We start from the raw sequence: 16139 nt of genomic DNA, 5'->3' as shown, positions 1-16139 counted from the left end.
GTAAATTCAATTCAAACTGAATTTACAAAACACAAAGAATATTGGTTATTTTTTGTAAATAAAATATGCATAATCTATAAAATAAGAAATCAATATATCAATTATGGGATTTGTAAAAGATCATGCATTTAAAAAGATTGTGATACTCAATTAGTATCACAATCCTATAATATAACCTCTTCTTTTGTTAAACCTTCTTCTAATAATTTCATAAGAAGTAAGGTTTGTTCATTAGTAATCACTTTTTCTTTACCATTCTTTAACACATCATAAACATGATCATATACTCTACCATAATCACCTACTTGTGATGTGATGACTTCAATAACATCTTTTCCATTTTCATCCACAGTATATAATTTACCATAATGTTCAGGTAAATCTACGCCAAAATCTTTATGACGCGGCATGTAAAATTCTTTAAGATGTTCTTCTTGTCGATCAGGTGTCTCCTTAATAAATGTTCCTTGCTTACCATAAACACAGAAACTTGGTCTTTTATGTTTCATAAAATAACTTGATTTTAACGATATTTTTAAATTTCCATAATACATATCAATATCATAATAATCATTCATTTTATCTTCACCACATAGATGTCTTAGTTCATATTTGACTTTATCTGGTTTACCAAAATATGAAATTATTTGATCCATTGTATGTACAACATGCCCATAATACAATGTATCGTAATAAGGAACACGTGTTGAATGAAGCGGCACTTCAGGTCGCCAATAGTCAAACGTTAATACAATTTCAAATAATTCTCCTAATTTGCCACTTTCAATTACTTTTTGTACTGTTAAAAAGTCACTATCATATCTTCTGTTTTGATAAGTTTGTACAAATAAATTTTTACTTTTAGCTAAATCAAAGATTTCTTTAGCTTGTTCATAGGTTGGCATAAATGGTTTTTCAACCATTACATTTTTTCCAGCATTTAATACTGTTTTTGTAAGTTCATAATGTGTTTTAGGTGTTGTACAGATTACAATTAAATCTATTTGTGGATCATTAAGTAAATCATCTATATTTTCTGTATAGTTTACACCGTCTATTTTTTTCCAAACATCATGAGATATATGAAGATCATAAATTGTTTTAATCTTTATATTGTTTCTTGTTAAGACATAAGGAATATGGTATCTGTTGGCACTTTTCCCATTTCCAATATAACCAATTGTAAGCATTTTTCTCTCCTATAATATTTGTTTTAAATCATCAAATGTCTTTACTTTTCGTAAAGCATCTACTGTATCAGGATTGCTTAATTGTTTGTTAATATAACTAAATATCTTTTTACCGTCTTGTTCATTAGGATTAATTCCTCCAAAGAAAATAATTTGAACTTTTTCATTTTTCCAAATAATAGGATTTTCTAAAACAATAAAATATATAAAGGAAGGTTTGTCTACGACACAATGTGGAATAGCAGTGAAATGTCCTATTTCTGTAGAAAAATGTTCTTCTCGATGAATGATATCTTGTGCTGTTTCTTGGTTTATAAGTTTATCTTTACATAAGCTTTTAGTTAAAATATTTAATACCTGTTCTTTATTTTCACATTTTAAATATTGAAAATGTTCTCTATTAAACAAATGACTAAAATATGCGATATTTATTGTGTTTTTCATATAATGATGTATACGTTCTATATCTCCTTCAGATAATATTGGGCTGACTACAAAAACTTTTTTTAAACGTATTTCATCATATTCATGTGTGGAGATAATAAAATCAATATGTTCAAGAGAATAATTTTCTAACATATAGTAAGGTAGTGTATCAACAACTTCAAGTTCAGGTATTTGACTTTCTAACTTATCTTTTAGTAAAACAGATGTTCCTACTCCATTATCACATATAATAAGAATTTTTCTTTTCATCATATTTGATTTATTAATATTATTTCCTTCAAAGTGTAAAGCAATATATGCTATCTCATCATCAGAGAAGTTGTAATGTAAAGCTTGGTGTATTTTTTCAGTAAGGATTGTAGCATATTCATATGCCATATAATATTTAGATTTAATGACCGATTTAAGTGGATTTTCAACATGAATATTAATTCTTAATTTTTGACAAGTATCTTTTATATGTTGGTATAAATTATTAACTAATTTTTTATTAGACAACAAATCTTCATTATATTTGTTTTCAATATGTTCTAACGCTTCTGTTACAATCTTCTCTAAATCCTGATATTCACTATATGATAAAACCTGTCCCCCTAAGACTGAAGCTAAATAATATTTTAAATTCTCTTTTAATTCTAAGTGCATATGTTGATTGATTTCAGCAATCATGTGTTCGATTGCTGAAAGAGTCTTAATATGTATAGAAACATTGTCTAAATCTACTTCTATAGGAAGCATGGGTTCTCTCAAGATTGATACTTTGATATATTTTTCTAGTAAGTCAATTTCGATACTTCTTTTGATGATTTTATTTTTTCTTAATTGTTTAATAATGCATTGATGTATAAATGATTGATCTAAATCAGCGTATATCTGATAAAAATAATGATCGATATCGGTATTTTCTACCATACATTGACGAATATTAATTTCATTTCCCTGAATAATCAATCCTTTTTTATTTTCTGATTTTAAGTCAAGATGATAATTCTTTAATACTTTTCTGATTGTTTTTAAAGCATTACTTACAGTATTACGATTGTAATATGTATTTTCACTAATTTGATCTATTGTTTGATGATCATGGATAAAAAGCTCATAAAATATATCTTGATTTAAGTTATCGTGAACCTGGCTTGAATTAAATACAAGTAATTCTTTTTGCGCAGGACTTGCTTTTAATAAATAACCATTTTTTGTAGATGTAACCACATCTTCTTGATCATTAATACTTTTAATGTATCTTTTTATAGTTCGAGGAGAAACATCTAACAATTCAGCTAACTTTACGCTTGAAACAGGTTCATTATTTTCTGCAAGTATCTTTAGAATTTCACGATTTAATTTTGACATATTTTTCTCCTTTCATCCTTAACTTCTTTATTATTGTTTACTTAATGTTTTAGCACGATATAATGTTCCCGCACAAACAATAAGTGAACCAACAAGCACAGCTAAAACCCATCCTAATGGATTATGTGCTAATGGCCATCCCCAGATAGCGGCAGGAACGCCTGTTTGAGCTGATGTTCCTAATGCCACGGCAATTGCTCCACCAATTCCTGAAGCAATAACATTTAATGGTACCATGAATAATGGATCTTTAATAGCGAAAGGAATACATCCTTCAGAAATTCCCATAAATCCTAATAAGAAGCATGCAAATCCATCAGTTTTCATTTGATCTGTAAATACTGCTCTTTTAAATACCGCTTTATCAATAATTGTTGCAAGTCCAACCCCAATAGCAGGAATAACAGCACCTATCATAGCTGGAACCCATGCATTAACACCAGCATCTGTATTAAGTTGCATACTCATAGCTAATGCTGTTTTATTAATTGGTCCTCCAAGGTCAAAAGCCATTGAAGCTGAGATAACTGCACCTAAAGCAACTGCTCCAAATTCACCAATCATTTTAATAAATGCTGTAATAGCAGAAATTAGAATATTACCAATCGGACCAATAACAAAATAACTTGCAAGTACAGCTAAGATTGTACCTCCAACAGGAATTAAAAATAAATTCTTAACTGGTCTAAATGTACGTGAAAATTTAATGTGTTCATTTAAAAATTTTACAGCATATCCTGCAAAAATTCCAATAGCAATAGCTCCTAAAAATCCAGAACCCATTTCTTTAGCAAGATAACCTCCAATAAATCCTGGAGCTAACCCTGGCTTATCACAAATGCTATAAGAAACAAATGCTGCAAAGACAGGGAACATAAGTCCCATCATTCCTGCACCGGCAACTTGTGTAATCCAACCTACAAATTTTAAAAATGGATCACTAGATGTTAATAATTTAGCACTATTTGCATCCACGCCAATAAATTGTCCAATCATAATACCAATACCCATGATAATACCTGCTGGTACGATAACTGGAATCATATATGAAATTCCTGTCATTAAATGCTCTTGGAATTCTTTCCAAACTGATTGTTTTTCTTCCATGATTCTTTTCCCCTTTAAATATGTTCTTTAATAATATTTAAACTATTATTAATCGCTTGTTTTAATTCTACTTTTACAATTTTATCTTCATATCCTTCTAATCGATTACTTTGACTGATTTTTACAGCACTTGCAATCATGATTAAATCTGCTTCTTTAATATCTTTTGGACTTAATTTATCTTCAATTCCTGAAGCACCTTGTGTTTCAACTTTAACTTGATATCCTAATTCATTAGCTGCTTCTTCAATAGCATCAGCAGCCATATATGTGTGTGCAATACCCATTGGGCATGCACATATTGCAACAATTTTCTTCATTTTTACTCTCCTATGATTTCTTTTATTTTATTAATAATTTCTTCTTTTGAACTATTTTTTAACATTTCTAAAAAGTCTTTTCTTAATAAATGTCTTGATAATTTAGATAGTAAAACTAAATGTTGATTATTTCCACTATCAGGTGTGAGAATTGCAAATACTAAGTTGATTTTTTCATTAACATCCCAATCAATATCTTGTTTTAAACGATAGAATAATAATTTAGAAGATTTAATTGATTTACTTCTACAATGTGGAATAGCAATTCCTTTTCCTACAGCAGTAGGTAATTCTTTTTCCCTATTCCATAAATCTTCTAATATACTTTCAGATGAATCTCCTGCACCAACTTGTACTGCTTCTTTTGATAAACGTTCTAATAATTCTTCTTTACTTGTAACACTAAGATCCAAATGAATACATTCAAGATTTATAATTTTATCTTCCATATGATTCTCCATTTCTCTAGTACTTCAACCGGCTGCACTTATAATATACCTAAAAGTACATATCTTTACATCCCATTTTCTTGACACTGTAAAGTGACAAAAAATAACGGTGACACCACGATTAATTTAATTATATAGAAATTTAAGTATAGTTTGTCACCTAAAAAGAACCTTATTTCTAGATAATCTAGAAATAAGGTTCCTTTGTTCATTACTACTAGGTATTCATTCTAAATAAAAATACATAACTACAGGATATTGCCATCAATTAAATCATTAATAATTATTCTCTTTTATTTCAAAATATCCTTGAGGAAATGAACATACCGGACAAATTTCAGGTGCTTTATTCGATATAACAAGATGACCACAATTTCTACATTCCCATATTTTTATTTCACTTCTAGCAAAGACTTCTGCTGTTTCAATATTCTTTAATAAATCTCGATATCTTTCTTCATGTTGTTTTTCAATTTCACCCACCATTTTAAATTTTCTTGCTAATTCAACAAATCCTTCCGATAATGCTGTTTTAGCAAAATCATCATACATATCTGTCCATTCATAACTTTCACCATGAGCTGCTTCTTTAAGATTAGTTTTGGTATCACCTATACCACCTAATTCATTCAACCACATTCTAGCATGCTCTTTTTCATTATCTGCTGTCTTTAAAAAGATAGCAGCAATTTGTTCATAGCCTTCTTTTTTAGCGACAGAAGCAAAATAAGTATACTTATTTCTTGCTTGTGATTCTCCTTGAAAGGCTGTTTTTAAATTCTTTTCTGTTTGGGTTCCTTGATATTGATTCATTGATTCTTGTTGATCCTCTTTTTCTAAATGAGATTTCATACTCTTTAAATATTCTTCATATATTAAAGATGGTTTTTCATTTATAACTTCCATCTCTTCTATTTCACCAATAAACATCACATGACTTCCTAATTCTATCTTTTGTTTTACTTTTACACTAATATAAGCATTTGTTCCTTGAGTTATATAATAAATTCCATTATTGGCTCTTTTACAAGATGTAAAATCTTTAAATTTATCAACTTCTTTACCACTTTGATAACCAAAATGCTTAATGAGTTCTATACTGCTATCTTTACTTAAGACCGAGATATTAAATCGACATGTTTTTTCAATCATTTTGTATGTATAACTCACTTTATTTATACAAATACATAATTGACTGGGTATAGAGGAGACTTGCATGGCTGTATCAATAATACAACCATTATCTCTACCATCCTCATGTGTCGTTAAAACATATAATCCATAAGTTAGTTTCTGTATTGCTTGATTCATCATTTACCTCTTTCATGTTCATATCTTTATTTTGAGTAACGATGAATGAATTTATACAAAAAAACACTCATAGATTCAAGTTTTCTCATATCTATGAGTGTTATACAATATCTGTAAAATTACTCTATGTGAAATGTGATTGGCATAAGCCATCCTCATTATTTTTTAAGTTCGTATTTATTAGAGTAATTCTTCATTATTAATCATCATATCCAAGATGTTCAAATGCTTAATTCCACTTCGTTTTTGTAATAATTTATCCATAGTTAAAAGATATTTACTATAACCATCAGATATATTTTCCAAAGATCTATATTCTCTTTCCTCTGTAATATTCTTTCCGTTTTCATCATAGTTATCATTATCTATCGTTCTAGCAACTTGAATATACGCATAATCGTTCATATTATTTCGTATTATAAAATCAACCTCAAATTTCCCAATTTTCCCTATACTTATTTTGTACCCTTTTGACTTCAAATAATTATAAATTACATTTTCCAATACTGGTCCATAATTTATTCTATTATCTGTGTTTTTAGCAAAATAAAAACTTAAATCTGACAGATAGTATTTTTCTTCACCGCTTAATGAACGTTTGCTTTTCATATCAAATCGTTCACATTTTGAGATAATTTTTGCACTTTCTAATATATTTAAATAGTTATATACCGTATTTTTTGATACATTATCTCCCTTTTTCTTCAAATATTTACAAATTGATTCTACGGAAGTTGTTGCTCCAAAATTGTTGATAATATATGTTTGTATTTTTTTAAACAATTCTTTCTTTCTTATTTTATTATTTTTTCGTATATCTTTTTCGTATATTTCATCTATAACACTATCAACATATAATCTTTTATCATCAAATGAATCATACTTTAATGTTAACGGAAATCCACCTTCTAATATATAATTAATAAACTCTTCATCTTTATCTAGTGATATTTCTTTTTCGTAAAACTTTTTCATTCCAAGATATTCCTCAAATGATAAAGTTGTCATTTCAAATTCAATATAACGACCAGTTAATTTTGTTGCAAGATCTCCTGATAACAAATAACTATTACTTCCAGTAATAAAAATTGAGTATTCTCCTTCTTCTCGATATGCATTAATAACTTCTTCAAATCCTGTTACATTTTGAATTTCATCTATAAAAAGATATTTAATCCCATTTAATCGTAGGGTTTTCTCATCAATGATCTTTTCTAATTGATCACTTGTTTTAATACTTTTATATGGTCTTTTATCTAAATGTATAAATATAATATTTTCTTTCTCGATGCCTCGTGAAGTAAGTTCATCACTAATTAATTCCATTAATGAAGACTTACCACATCTTCTTACACCTGTGATGACTTTTATCATATCTACATCATCATAAAAGCCTCTTATTTTCTTTAAATAATTTTCTCTTTTAAATAATTTTTTCATATTTATCACCTTTTATATTATACCATATTAAACAGATAACAGAACTTTTTTAAAAAAAATAAAAAAAAGTTCTGTTAAATGGTTATTTTTAATGATGTTATTCCTATTTAAAATATGAGATTGAAGCGTCTTCTCTATCATTATGTATGTGTAACTTGCTGATGCATATTTGAGTAGATTTATACGAGACTTGCGCTACTGTATCAATAATACAACCATTATCTCTACCATCAACACGTACCGTTAAAACATATAATCCATAAGTTAATTTCTGTATTGCTTGATTCATCATTTCCCTCTTTCATATTTATATCTTTATTTTGAGTATTAATAAATGAATTTATACAATAAACTGGGGCAAAATATACTTTCCCTACACAATTGTCACATATCCAATATATCAAATTAGTTTAAATTCATAAGAAGTTATACGAACTAAAAAAGCAGGAACGATTTTGTCCCCACTTTTGTCCCCAAATTGGCAAAACAATTAAAAAAACGCCCATAAAATGGGCGTTTTAAGTGACTATTCACCAACGTATGGTAATAATGCCATTTGTCTAGCTCTTTTAATAGCTGTAGCTAATTGTCTTTGATATTTAGCGCTTGTTCCAGTTACACGTCTAGGAATGATTTTCCCGTTAGCTGAAACGAATCTTTTTAATAATTCAACATCTTTATAGTCAATGTAAGTAATTTTGTTTTTAGTGAAGTAACAAACTTTTCTTCTTCCCATTCTTTGTTTTCTAAAAGCCATTTTAAAAAACTCCTTTCTTAAAATTGAATATCGTCTTCCATGATATCAAATGTATTGTCTGTATTATCGAATTGTTTTTCTAATTCAACAGTTTGCATATCTTGGAATTGGTTGTTCATTTGTGGTTGTTGCATTTGAGGTTGACTTGATTGTGCTTGCATTCTTTCTCTTTGAGATTTAGTTTCTAAGAATTGTACAGAATCGCAAACAACTTCAACAACAAATACTCTTTGTCCTTGAGCGTTATCATAAGATCTTGAACGAAGTCTTCCTTCAACTCCAACTAATGATCCTTTTGAACAATAACGTTCAACATTTTCAGCAACTTTATTCCATACCACACATGGTATGTAATCTGCTTGTTGTCCGTCAGCAGAATTATAGTTACGGTTTAAAGCAAGTGTAAAACTTGTCACTGCTGCCCCGCTTCCAGTTCTTCTAAGTTCTGGATCACGAGTCATTCTTCCTACCATAACGACTCTATTAATCATTTAATCTGCCTCCTTTAATTATTTACGAAGAGTTAAATGACGTAAGATTGATGCATTAATTCTTGATAAACGTTCGAATTCTGCGATTTCAGCAGGTGCACAAGTTGTATCAACTACAACATAGTAACCTTTTTTGTAATCTTTGATTTCGTAAGCTAATTCACGTAATCCCATTTCGTTAACGTTGTCAACTGTTCCACCGTTAGCTGTTAAGATTGATTTGAAGTTTTCAATTAATTGATTTCTTGCTTCTTCTTCAACATCAGGTTTAACAATAAACATAATTTCATACTTGTTCATTTCTTTTACCTCCTATGGTCTATCGGCTTATTATTATAAATAAGCAGGCAGTAAATAATATTTTTACATGCTGGAACATTATATCATTGACAAATTTAAATTTCAATGATTTTATCAATAAAATTAACTTATTATTCCTAATTGATATTTATAGGCTAATACTCTTAAAACAGATAAATCAATTTGATTCATACTGATTTCATTTGCATGAATATGATCAATGATTGTTTGTCTTGCTGTTTCAACATCATCACTTATTATCATATCATTTCCTGCTTGAATGGACTTTAATATATAATCTTCAGTATTTTTAATAGCTTCATTTGTTAAATCACTCACAATAAGTCCATTATAATGAAAAGACTGTCTTAGGTTTTGAAGAGAACTTTTTGATAAAGAGATTGGATTTTGATTATCTAAAGCATCAATAATTTGATTAGTTGTTAGAATCATGTCTTGACCTTGATTGATTGCCGTTTGAATAGTTTGATATTCATTATTTTTTAAATCTTCTAATGAACGGCTATCATGAATAAGTTCACTAGAATAATCGTTTTTTGTACCATAACTTGGATAATTTCGATAACAACATCCTAAATCATTTTTATGTATTGTTTGAATAACCTGTGATACATAATCATTTGTGATATTTCTATCTTGATTTAAACTATCCTCATCTTGTCCATCGTTTCCATTAGGAGTGAAAGATAAATTCATTCCTACTTCCTTATAAATAGAAATCTTGTTTTCTAATTGTTCTTTTAAACCATCTATTCCTTTTTCATTATAGACTTGACTAATGGAATCAAAAACACCATCTTGAACATACTCTTTTAAAATACTTTCATCATCTAAAGTAATAAACATACTCAAATTTGTATTATTTTGATAGTTATCTATTTGTTTTGCAATATCAGTTTTAGGTAAGTCTTTAAGATCTTTTGATGAAAGAACCAATCCCCCTAATTTATGATTATCAATGACCTCTTGATGACATTGATAACCAATTAATAATTGATCTACTTTATCTTCTTCACTCATGTTTTCTACTAAAGAAGATAAATATTCGATAGGAATTGTTTTATCTGTATTAGCTTTACCACCATTTCTAATTTGATTAGCACTAATAGAAGCTTTATAGACTTTTACATCTTGAATATCTTGATATTGTTTATTTAACTTTCCAGTATAAGAAATCTTAATATGATTACCGACTAATAAATCATCACCTTCCATAGAAGTATTAGCTAATGATAATAAATAAGTTTGATTATTCTCTTGTCTTAATAAAACAACTTGATCTCCTGTTCCCGCTATTTGTCCTTCTATTATTTTATAGTTTGTAGCTTGATCTGATTTTTCTGTAGGACTTAAATGCCACATTATTCCAACAATCATTGTAATTATGAAGAATATTAAAATAATCATTTTAGAATATTGCTTTTTAGCATGCCGTCCTCTTGTCATTATAAATCCTCCTTCGTTGTAATCTTAATATTATGATAATCTCCCATGACAGCCTTAATATCCCCGTTTTCATATTTTTCAAACAGTTGGGCATCATCTGTAGCCATATAACCTTCATCTTTTGCTTTTTGATATGCATCCTTAATATATTTTGTAACAAAGACTTGAGGTGTCTGTGCCTGCATTAATAAGTCTCTTTTTAATGTTTTGACAACCACACCCTCTTTAACCTCTTTAATCGTATCTTTACATGGTACCATGAGTAATGCTGCACGATAATCTTTTAAAGCAATTAATAAATTTTCAATACATTCTAATGTTAAATAAGGTCTAGCACCATCATGAATAAAAACATGATCTTGATTGACTTTTTGTAAACCATTATAAACACTATCTTGTCTTTCTTGTCCTCCATATACATATTCAATCTTACTTGATTGAACTAATTTTTCTAAATCTGCTTGCTCTTTCTTTTTTGTTACAACAATTATTTGTTTACATCTTTGATCATTTAAAAAAAGTTCAAGACTTCTTTGATAAACTGTTTTCCCTTCTAATAAATGAAATATTTTATTATATTTTAATCCTGTTCTGCTTCCCCTTCCAGCACAAAGAATAATAACACTATAATTCATAAGCAACCTCCTTGCATTTATTATAGCTTATTACATACAAAAAGGACCATATATTTTTATATAGTCTTTAGATATTCATGTATAAGTTTTAACACCTTCATTTTATTTCCGGTAACAACATAGAACCTAATAAAGCTATTCCAGCAGTACCACTCATTATATAGAATGTTGCAGTTAAACTATAACTATCACATACATAGCCTAGTAGTGGGCATAAAACAGCCCCTACACTTACTGCCAAACCCAATGTCACTCCTGATGCAAAACCTGTGTGATGGGGTAAATACTTTTGCCCCATGACAACCATTGGACTATAGGAAAAACTTTCGCCACATGACATCAATACTAACATATATAAAGCTAAAGCAATGTGATGAGTAGAACTAAATATTATCATAGCTGGTAAGAGAATAAGAAAACTGATTCTAATCATTCTACGATGACCAAAATGATCTGCAAGACTACCACCAAATAAAGTTGAAATGGAACCAACAGCATAGTAAACACTTAATAATAAACTGGCTTTGGATTTCGTTAATAAGAAGTTTTGAATAAAATATAAGGATAAAAATGTTGATAAACCATTAGTGAGAATGGATCTTGAAAAAACAACGACACATAACCGGATAAATCCTCCCCAGTTATCCTTTTGATTTATATTTTCTACCGGTACTTCTTTTATTTCTTCATGACAATGAAATGTATGATTAAATTTTGCACACACAATTGTAAATACCCCTGCTGGAATCAAAAAGAAAATTGTTCCTTTCATACCCCATGTTTGAATTAAAAAAGCAGTAAATACCGGACCTAAAGTAAAACCAATCTTTCCTCCAAACGAGAAAATACTCATACCTTTTCCTTTTTTATTATGAGATGATGAAACATCAACTAACTTCGCTGCTTGAGGATGAAACAAAGCTACCCCAATGCCACTTATCATCACTTCAACACATAATAAATAAAAATTTGAAGTCCATCCAGTTAGTGCCATTCCTCCTGATGCCATAATGACTCCCAAAGCCATCATCATAGGATTATTTTTCCGATCGATGTACATTCCTATAAAAGGTTGGACTAACGACCCGCACACATTAGATACCGTTACTAACAATGTAGCAGTTGTATAATTATAATGATAACTTGCAATTAAAAATGGTATCATGGATGATAAGATACTTTGATTAATGTCTGAACATAAATGACCTAGTAATAAAATATATTGACGATATTTATTCATATTTCTTCCTCCCACAACTTCAATTATATAAATAAATTTGTCATAAAATATCACTATATCTTCTAATTAACCCTAAAAATATCAATATCTAAATCTAAAAAAAGAAAGACGCATCTTTCTTTTAACTATGTTGATGAATTAATTTTTTTGCCTGTTTAAGAATTTGTCTTGCACCTTGGTAAATAGAATAATCTTTTAATAATTCATTGATTTGTTTTTGATCTAATGCATATTCTTTTTTGACTATTTGACTTAATGTCTCATCACTAAGTAATTGGAAAGGTACAATTTCATCAATTCTATTGATAAATTCATGAGTAAAAATAGGGTTTACTTTTTGATGATGTTGTTTTTTAAATCCCATCATGATGTCATTATTTTGATATGTTGTCATAATAATCATCGTCTGATTAAAATAGACTTTTCTTTTTTGGTTATCTTCTAAATATCCTTCATCAAAGACTTGCAAGAATAATTGTAAAATATCTGGATGTGCCTTTTCTATTTCATCTAAAAGTAATATTGATTTAGGATAACTTTGTAATTGTGGTAGTAAAAGACTAGGTCTTTCATAACCTACATATCCAGGTGGTGCACCGATAATCTTTTGTAGACTACTGATTTCTTTGTATTGGGACATATCTAAACGAATCAAATGTCGATCTAGTATTTTGGCCAATTGTTTTGCTGTTTCACTTTTTCCTACACCACTGCTGCCACTGAATAAAAAGACAGCTTGGGGTTGATGAGATTCTTTCTTTATTTTTAATTGTTTAACAATCTTTGAAATGGCTTTTTCTTGACCAATAATTTTTTGATTTAATTGTTGTTGTAAATGATGATAATCAATTGATTCATCCATTTTGATGGATGCATAATCTTCAATCACTTGATTAATACATTCTTGATTAAGTTGACTTAAATGATTAAATTTAGCTTTTACGCAAGATAAATCAAGAATATCAATAGCCTTATCAGGATAAGTCCGATTTTTAATATATAAATCTACTTGATTCACTAAATAATCTAATATCTCTGGTGTAATGGTAAGATGATGATACTTTTCATAATAAGACTTAATACCTAACAAGATATCTTTTGTTTCTTCTTTCGTATTTTCTTTAATCGTAATTAAAGAAAAACGTCTATTCATCGCTTGATCATGTTCAAAATGTCGATAATATTCATCTAATGTTGTTGCCCCAATAACTGTGATTTCATCTCTAGCTAGATAAGGCTTTAAAATATTAGAAGCATCAATCGCTCCTTCTGCCCCGCCAGCACCAATAATATTATGAATTTCATCAATAAAAATAATCACTTGTTCTGTATCTTTAACTTTATCAATAACTTTCTTTAATTTTTCTTCAAATTCTCCACGATATTTTGTTCCTGCTACCAAAGATGATAATGATAATTCATAGATAAGTTTATGTTTAAGGGTATCTGGTACTTCTTTTTGATTTATTTTTTGTGCTAATTTTTCTACTAATGCTGATTTACCTACACCCGCTTCACCTACAATTAAAACATTATTTTTTTCTTTTTTTGATAGAATTGTACAGAGTTGATTGATTTCTTTTTCTCTGCCAATGATTTGATAATTTAATTTTTTTACTTTTTGATTTAAATTAACAAGCATGGATATTTGATCTAGTTTTGTTTCTAATTCGCTATTTTCATTTAATGATACAATCAGTTCATCTATTTCTACATGATATTTCTTTAATAACTCATAAGCTACACATTCTTTTGTTTGAAGTAAAGCCAGAGACAAACATGAAAGTGTCACTTTATTTTTTCCTTTTTCTTTTATTAAAGAAATACTTTTTTGTAATATTTCTTTAACAGCATCACTATATTCCATATAAAAAGGCTCATTATCTTTAATTCCAAACAACCTTTTAATATCTTCTTCTATCTTTTGATCATCAATTTTTTGAACATTTAATAAATCTTTTAATTTACATTCTGGCATTTTAAGCATAGATAATAACAAATGCTCACTTCCTACATGACTATGTCCCATGTCAAAAGCAATACTTTCTGATACAACAATCGCTTTTTGTGCTTGTTCATCGAATTGTGTTAACACCAGGTATCCACCTCTTTCTTTATAATAGTATGTTCATACTCATAAAAAAATAATCAATAATTAAAAATCGTTATTTTGATGAAAATAACGATTGAATGATGGATTTCTTTTTTATGTCTTTACTACTTATACAATAACTGACTTTTAAAGGTCCTTGAATGGATTTTCCCTTTCCTTTACCTAGTACAATAAGATAAAGTCCTTCTTTATATGTGGCATCATATTGATGACAATGATCAATAAGAACTTGATCCACTTGATTAACACCTCTTGCCCAATTACGATAATCTCTTAGTAATTTATTTTTTATATTATACATTTGATCTAAATCATCTTGTTGATTACTATTTGCGATAATTTTATATTCTGGTTGTTGTTCTACTGCTTGAATATTCGTTAAATTCATACATATTAGTAAGATTAAAATAAATTTCTTCATAAGTTCACCTCTAGTTCATTATGACCACTTATATTATAATTATACATAAGGAGGATATTTTTAAATGAGTAATCCAATTATGCAAAAAGAAATCAAGAGTGATGCAAGTAACATTCTTGTGGTTAAAGAGGATTTTAAGTTTTTTGAAGAATTTAAATCAGTAGAACAAATTTATAGTGCGGGTATTAAAGAAATTAAAACAAAACTTGAAATATTAGATGATGAATTTCATATTCGTTATGCACATAATCCAATTCATCATATGGAATGGCGACTTAAATCTCCTCATAGTATTTTTGATAAATTAGAAAGAAAAAACTTACCTTTAAATTTAGATTCCATTACCGATCATATTTATGATATTGCGGGTATAAGAGTGATTTGTAATTATGTTAAAGATATTTATCGTATTGCCGATTTACTAACAAGCCAAGATGATATTACATTAATTAGGATCAAAGATTATATTAAACATCCTAAAGAAAATGGCTATCGTAGTTTACATCTTGTTGTAGAAGTTCCTGTTTTTTTAGCACAAGAAACACAAATGGTACCAGTAGAAATTCAGATTAGAACAATTGCAATGGACTTTTGGGCCTCATTAGAACATCAAATCAGATACAAAAATGAAGAAGAAGTCCCTAGTGATATTAGAAAACGCTTATTAGAATGTGCTGAAAGTATTACTGAACTTGATCAAGAAATGCAAGATATACATAATAAAATTAAAGGTAAACAAAATTTAGAACTAAAATAATCCAGGAAAGATGAAGTGAACCGAAAAAGTTGGACAACTTAGGAGGTTCACTTTTTATTATGGCTAAACTTACAAACGAACAAAAATTTGAAATTTACAATAAAAGAAAAATGGGATACACATTAAACATGCTTTCGACTGAATATAATATCAATGTGCACGGTATTGAATATCTTGTACGATTGATAGATAAAAATGGATTCGATGTTCTTAGAAAAGATAGAAACAGATATTATTCTCCCGAATTTAAAGAAAATGATGATAAATTTCATCAAAGAACATTTTTAATTGTTGCTAAAAAAAATATTATATAATAAAATCTTTATTAAAGATACAACATC

18 protein-coding genes and 1 pseudogene are annotated in these 16139 nt (G+C 28.4%); 2 read left to right on the top strand and 17 right to left on the bottom strand.

Annotated elements, in window-relative coordinates; all coding sequences use genetic code 11:
- Positions 1 to 164 precede the first annotated feature (164 nt).
- The 17 genes and pseudogenes from DWZ53_RS04060 to DWZ53_RS03985 all read right to left on the bottom strand — a co-directional run bounded on the left by DWZ53_RS04060 (position 165) and on the right by DWZ53_RS03985 (position 15041).
- Positions 165 to 1190: a Gfo/Idh/MocA family oxidoreductase gene (locus tag DWZ53_RS04060; RefSeq protein ID WP_118432249.1), complete on the bottom strand. Its 1026-nt coding sequence runs from the start codon at positions 1188 to 1190 to the stop codon at positions 165 to 167.
- Between the two features lie 9 nt (positions 1191 to 1199).
- Positions 1200 to 2990, bottom strand: a complete 1791-nt coding sequence (locus DWZ53_RS04055; protein WP_118432247.1) for a transcription antiterminator — start codon at positions 2988 to 2990, stop codon at positions 1200 to 1202.
- Between the two features lie 30 nt (positions 2991 to 3020).
- Positions 3021 to 4097: a PTS fructose transporter subunit IIC gene (locus tag DWZ53_RS04050; protein ID WP_118432245.1), complete on the bottom strand. Its 1077-nt coding sequence runs from the start codon at positions 4095 to 4097 to the stop codon at positions 3021 to 3023.
- Positions 4098 to 4111: 14 nt separating this feature from the next.
- Positions 4112 to 4417, bottom strand: coding sequence for a PTS fructose transporter subunit IIB (locus DWZ53_RS04045; RefSeq protein ID WP_118432243.1), 306 nt, complete (start codon positions 4415 to 4417; stop codon positions 4112 to 4114).
- Between the two features lie 2 nt (positions 4418 to 4419).
- Positions 4420 to 4866 carry a PTS sugar transporter subunit IIA gene (locus DWZ53_RS04040; protein ID WP_158568175.1) on the bottom strand — a complete coding sequence of 149 codons (447 nt, stop codon included), beginning with the start codon at positions 4864 to 4866 and terminating at the stop codon, positions 4420 to 4422.
- A gap of 276 nt (positions 4867 to 5142) precedes the next feature.
- Complete coding sequence (rbr, locus tag DWZ53_RS11285) at positions 5143 to 5679, bottom strand: rubrerythrin (protein ID WP_233541832.1); 537 nt, start codon at positions 5677 to 5679, stop codon at positions 5143 to 5145.
- Positions 5680 to 5748: 69 nt separating this feature from the next.
- A pseudogene (locus DWZ53_RS11280) lies at positions 5749 to 6177 on the bottom strand (flavin reductase family protein); the annotation flags it as partial.
- A gap of 180 nt (positions 6178 to 6357) precedes the next feature.
- The gene (locus DWZ53_RS04030) at positions 6358 to 7617 is read right to left on the bottom strand and encodes an ATP-binding protein (RefSeq protein ID WP_118432237.1); all 1260 of its coding nucleotides are present in this window, start codon (positions 7615 to 7617) and stop codon (positions 6358 to 6360) included.
- A gap of 103 nt (positions 7618 to 7720) precedes the next feature.
- Positions 7721 to 7906: a hypothetical protein gene (locus DWZ53_RS04025; RefSeq protein ID WP_118432235.1), complete on the bottom strand. Its 186-nt coding sequence runs from the start codon at positions 7904 to 7906 to the stop codon at positions 7721 to 7723.
- Positions 7907 to 8143: 237 nt separating this feature from the next.
- Positions 8144 to 8374 (bottom strand): 30S ribosomal protein S18, encoded by a 231-nt coding sequence (gene rpsR / locus DWZ53_RS04020; protein WP_118432233.1) that lies wholly within the window; start codon positions 8372 to 8374, stop codon positions 8144 to 8146.
- 17 nt (positions 8375 to 8391) lie between these two features.
- Positions 8392 to 8865: a single-stranded DNA-binding protein gene (ssb, locus tag DWZ53_RS04015; protein WP_118432231.1), complete on the bottom strand. Its 474-nt coding sequence runs from the start codon at positions 8863 to 8865 to the stop codon at positions 8392 to 8394.
- Between the two features lie 18 nt (positions 8866 to 8883).
- Entirely contained in the window at positions 8884 to 9165 is a 282-nt protein-coding gene (gene rpsF / locus DWZ53_RS04010) for a 30S ribosomal protein S6 (RefSeq protein WP_118432229.1), read from the bottom strand.
- A 123-nt stretch (positions 9166 to 9288) separates the two neighbouring features.
- Complete coding sequence (locus tag DWZ53_RS04005; RefSeq protein WP_118432227.1) at positions 9289 to 10632, bottom strand: glycoside hydrolase family 3 N-terminal domain-containing protein; 1344 nt, start codon at positions 10630 to 10632, stop codon at positions 9289 to 9291.
- The gene (ispD, locus tag DWZ53_RS04000) at positions 10632 to 11267 is read right to left on the bottom strand and encodes a 2-C-methyl-D-erythritol 4-phosphate cytidylyltransferase (protein ID WP_118432225.1); all 636 of its coding nucleotides are present in this window, start codon (positions 11265 to 11267) and stop codon (positions 10632 to 10634) included. The genes DWZ53_RS04005 and ispD overlap by 1 nt, the downstream gene beginning before the upstream one ends.
- 97 nt (positions 11268 to 11364) lie before the next feature.
- Positions 11365 to 12507, bottom strand: coding sequence for an MFS transporter (locus tag DWZ53_RS03995; protein ID WP_118432223.1), 1143 nt, complete (start codon positions 12505 to 12507; stop codon positions 11365 to 11367).
- A 121-nt stretch (positions 12508 to 12628) separates the two neighbouring features.
- Positions 12629 to 14602, bottom strand: a complete 1974-nt coding sequence (locus DWZ53_RS03990) for an AAA family ATPase (protein ID WP_118432221.1) — start codon at positions 14600 to 14602, stop codon at positions 12629 to 12631.
- Between the two features lie 70 nt (positions 14603 to 14672).
- The gene (locus tag DWZ53_RS03985) at positions 14673 to 15041 is read right to left on the bottom strand and encodes a hypothetical protein (RefSeq protein ID WP_118432219.1); all 369 of its coding nucleotides are present in this window, start codon (positions 15039 to 15041) and stop codon (positions 14673 to 14675) included.
- A 64-nt stretch (positions 15042 to 15105) separates the two neighbouring features.
- Between DWZ53_RS03985 and DWZ53_RS03980 the strand changes: the two genes are divergently transcribed.
- A complete protein-coding gene (locus tag DWZ53_RS03980; protein ID WP_118432217.1) occupies positions 15106 to 15798 on the top strand; it encodes a GTP pyrophosphokinase family protein in 693 nt (230 codons plus the stop codon).
- A gap of 59 nt (positions 15799 to 15857) precedes the next feature.
- The gene (locus tag DWZ53_RS03975) at positions 15858 to 16112 is read left to right on the top strand and encodes a hypothetical protein (RefSeq protein ID WP_118432215.1); all 255 of its coding nucleotides are present in this window, start codon (positions 15858 to 15860) and stop codon (positions 16110 to 16112) included.
- The last annotated feature ends 27 nt before the right edge of the window (positions 16113 to 16139 follow it).

This window comes from Coprobacillus sp. AF33-1AC, from assembly GCF_003475785.1.
Lineage (GTDB): Bacteria > Bacillota_I > Bacilli_A > Erysipelotrichales > Coprobacillaceae > Faecalibacillus.
Note: the sequence above shows the minus strand (reverse complement) of the source record. Positions and strands in the feature narration are given on the sequence as shown.

Excerpts from the sequence above, each read along its gene's own strand:
- DWZ53_RS04060 (WP_118432249.1), bottom strand. The coding sequence starts at position 1,190 with ATGCTTACAATTGGTTATATTGGAAATGGGAAAAGTGCCAACAGATAC.
- DWZ53_RS04055 (WP_118432247.1), bottom strand. The coding sequence starts at position 2,990 with ATGTCAAAATTAAATCGTGAAATTCTAAAGATACTTGCAGAAAATAAT.
- DWZ53_RS04050 (WP_118432245.1), bottom strand. The coding sequence starts at position 4,097 with ATGGAAGAAAAACAATCAGTTTGGAAAGAATTCCAAGAGCATTTAATG.
- DWZ53_RS04045 (WP_118432243.1), bottom strand. The coding sequence starts at position 4,417 with ATGAAGAAAATTGTTGCAATATGTGCATGCCCAATGGGTATTGCACAC.
- DWZ53_RS04040 (WP_158568175.1), bottom strand. The coding sequence starts at position 4,866 with ATGGAAGATAAAATTATAAATCTTGAATGTATTCATTTGGATCTTAGT.
- rbr (WP_233541832.1), bottom strand. The coding sequence starts at position 5,679 with ATGAATCAATATCAAGGAACCCAAACAGAAAAGAATTTAAAAACAGCC.
- DWZ53_RS04030 (WP_118432237.1), bottom strand. The coding sequence starts at position 7,617 with ATGAAAAAATTATTTAAAAGAGAAAATTATTTAAAGAAAATAAGAGGC.
- DWZ53_RS04025 (WP_118432235.1), bottom strand. The coding sequence starts at position 7,906 with ATGAATCAAGCAATACAGAAATTAACTTATGGATTATATGTTTTAACG.
- rpsR (WP_118432233.1), bottom strand. The coding sequence starts at position 8,374 with ATGGCTTTTAGAAAACAAAGAATGGGAAGAAGAAAAGTTTGTTACTTC.
- ssb (WP_118432231.1), bottom strand. The coding sequence starts at position 8,865 with ATGATTAATAGAGTCGTTATGGTAGGAAGAATGACTCGTGATCCAGAA.
- rpsF (WP_118432229.1), bottom strand. The coding sequence starts at position 9,165 with ATGAACAAGTATGAAATTATGTTTATTGTTAAACCTGATGTTGAAGAA.
- DWZ53_RS04005 (WP_118432227.1), bottom strand. The coding sequence starts at position 10,632 with ATGACAAGAGGACGGCATGCTAAAAAGCAATATTCTAAAATGATTATT.
- ispD (WP_118432225.1), bottom strand. The coding sequence starts at position 11,267 with ATGAATTATAGTGTTATTATTCTTTGTGCTGGAAGGGGAAGCAGAACA.
- DWZ53_RS03995 (WP_118432223.1), bottom strand. The coding sequence starts at position 12,507 with ATGAATAAATATCGTCAATATATTTTATTACTAGGTCATTTATGTTCA.
- DWZ53_RS03985 (WP_118432219.1), bottom strand. The coding sequence starts at position 15,041 with ATGAAGAAATTTATTTTAATCTTACTAATATGTATGAATTTAACGAAT.
- DWZ53_RS03980 (WP_118432217.1), top strand. The coding sequence starts at position 15,106 with ATGAGTAATCCAATTATGCAAAAAGAAATCAAGAGTGATGCAAGTAAC.
- DWZ53_RS03975 (WP_118432215.1), top strand. The coding sequence starts at position 15,858 with ATGGCTAAACTTACAAACGAACAAAAATTTGAAATTTACAATAAAAGA.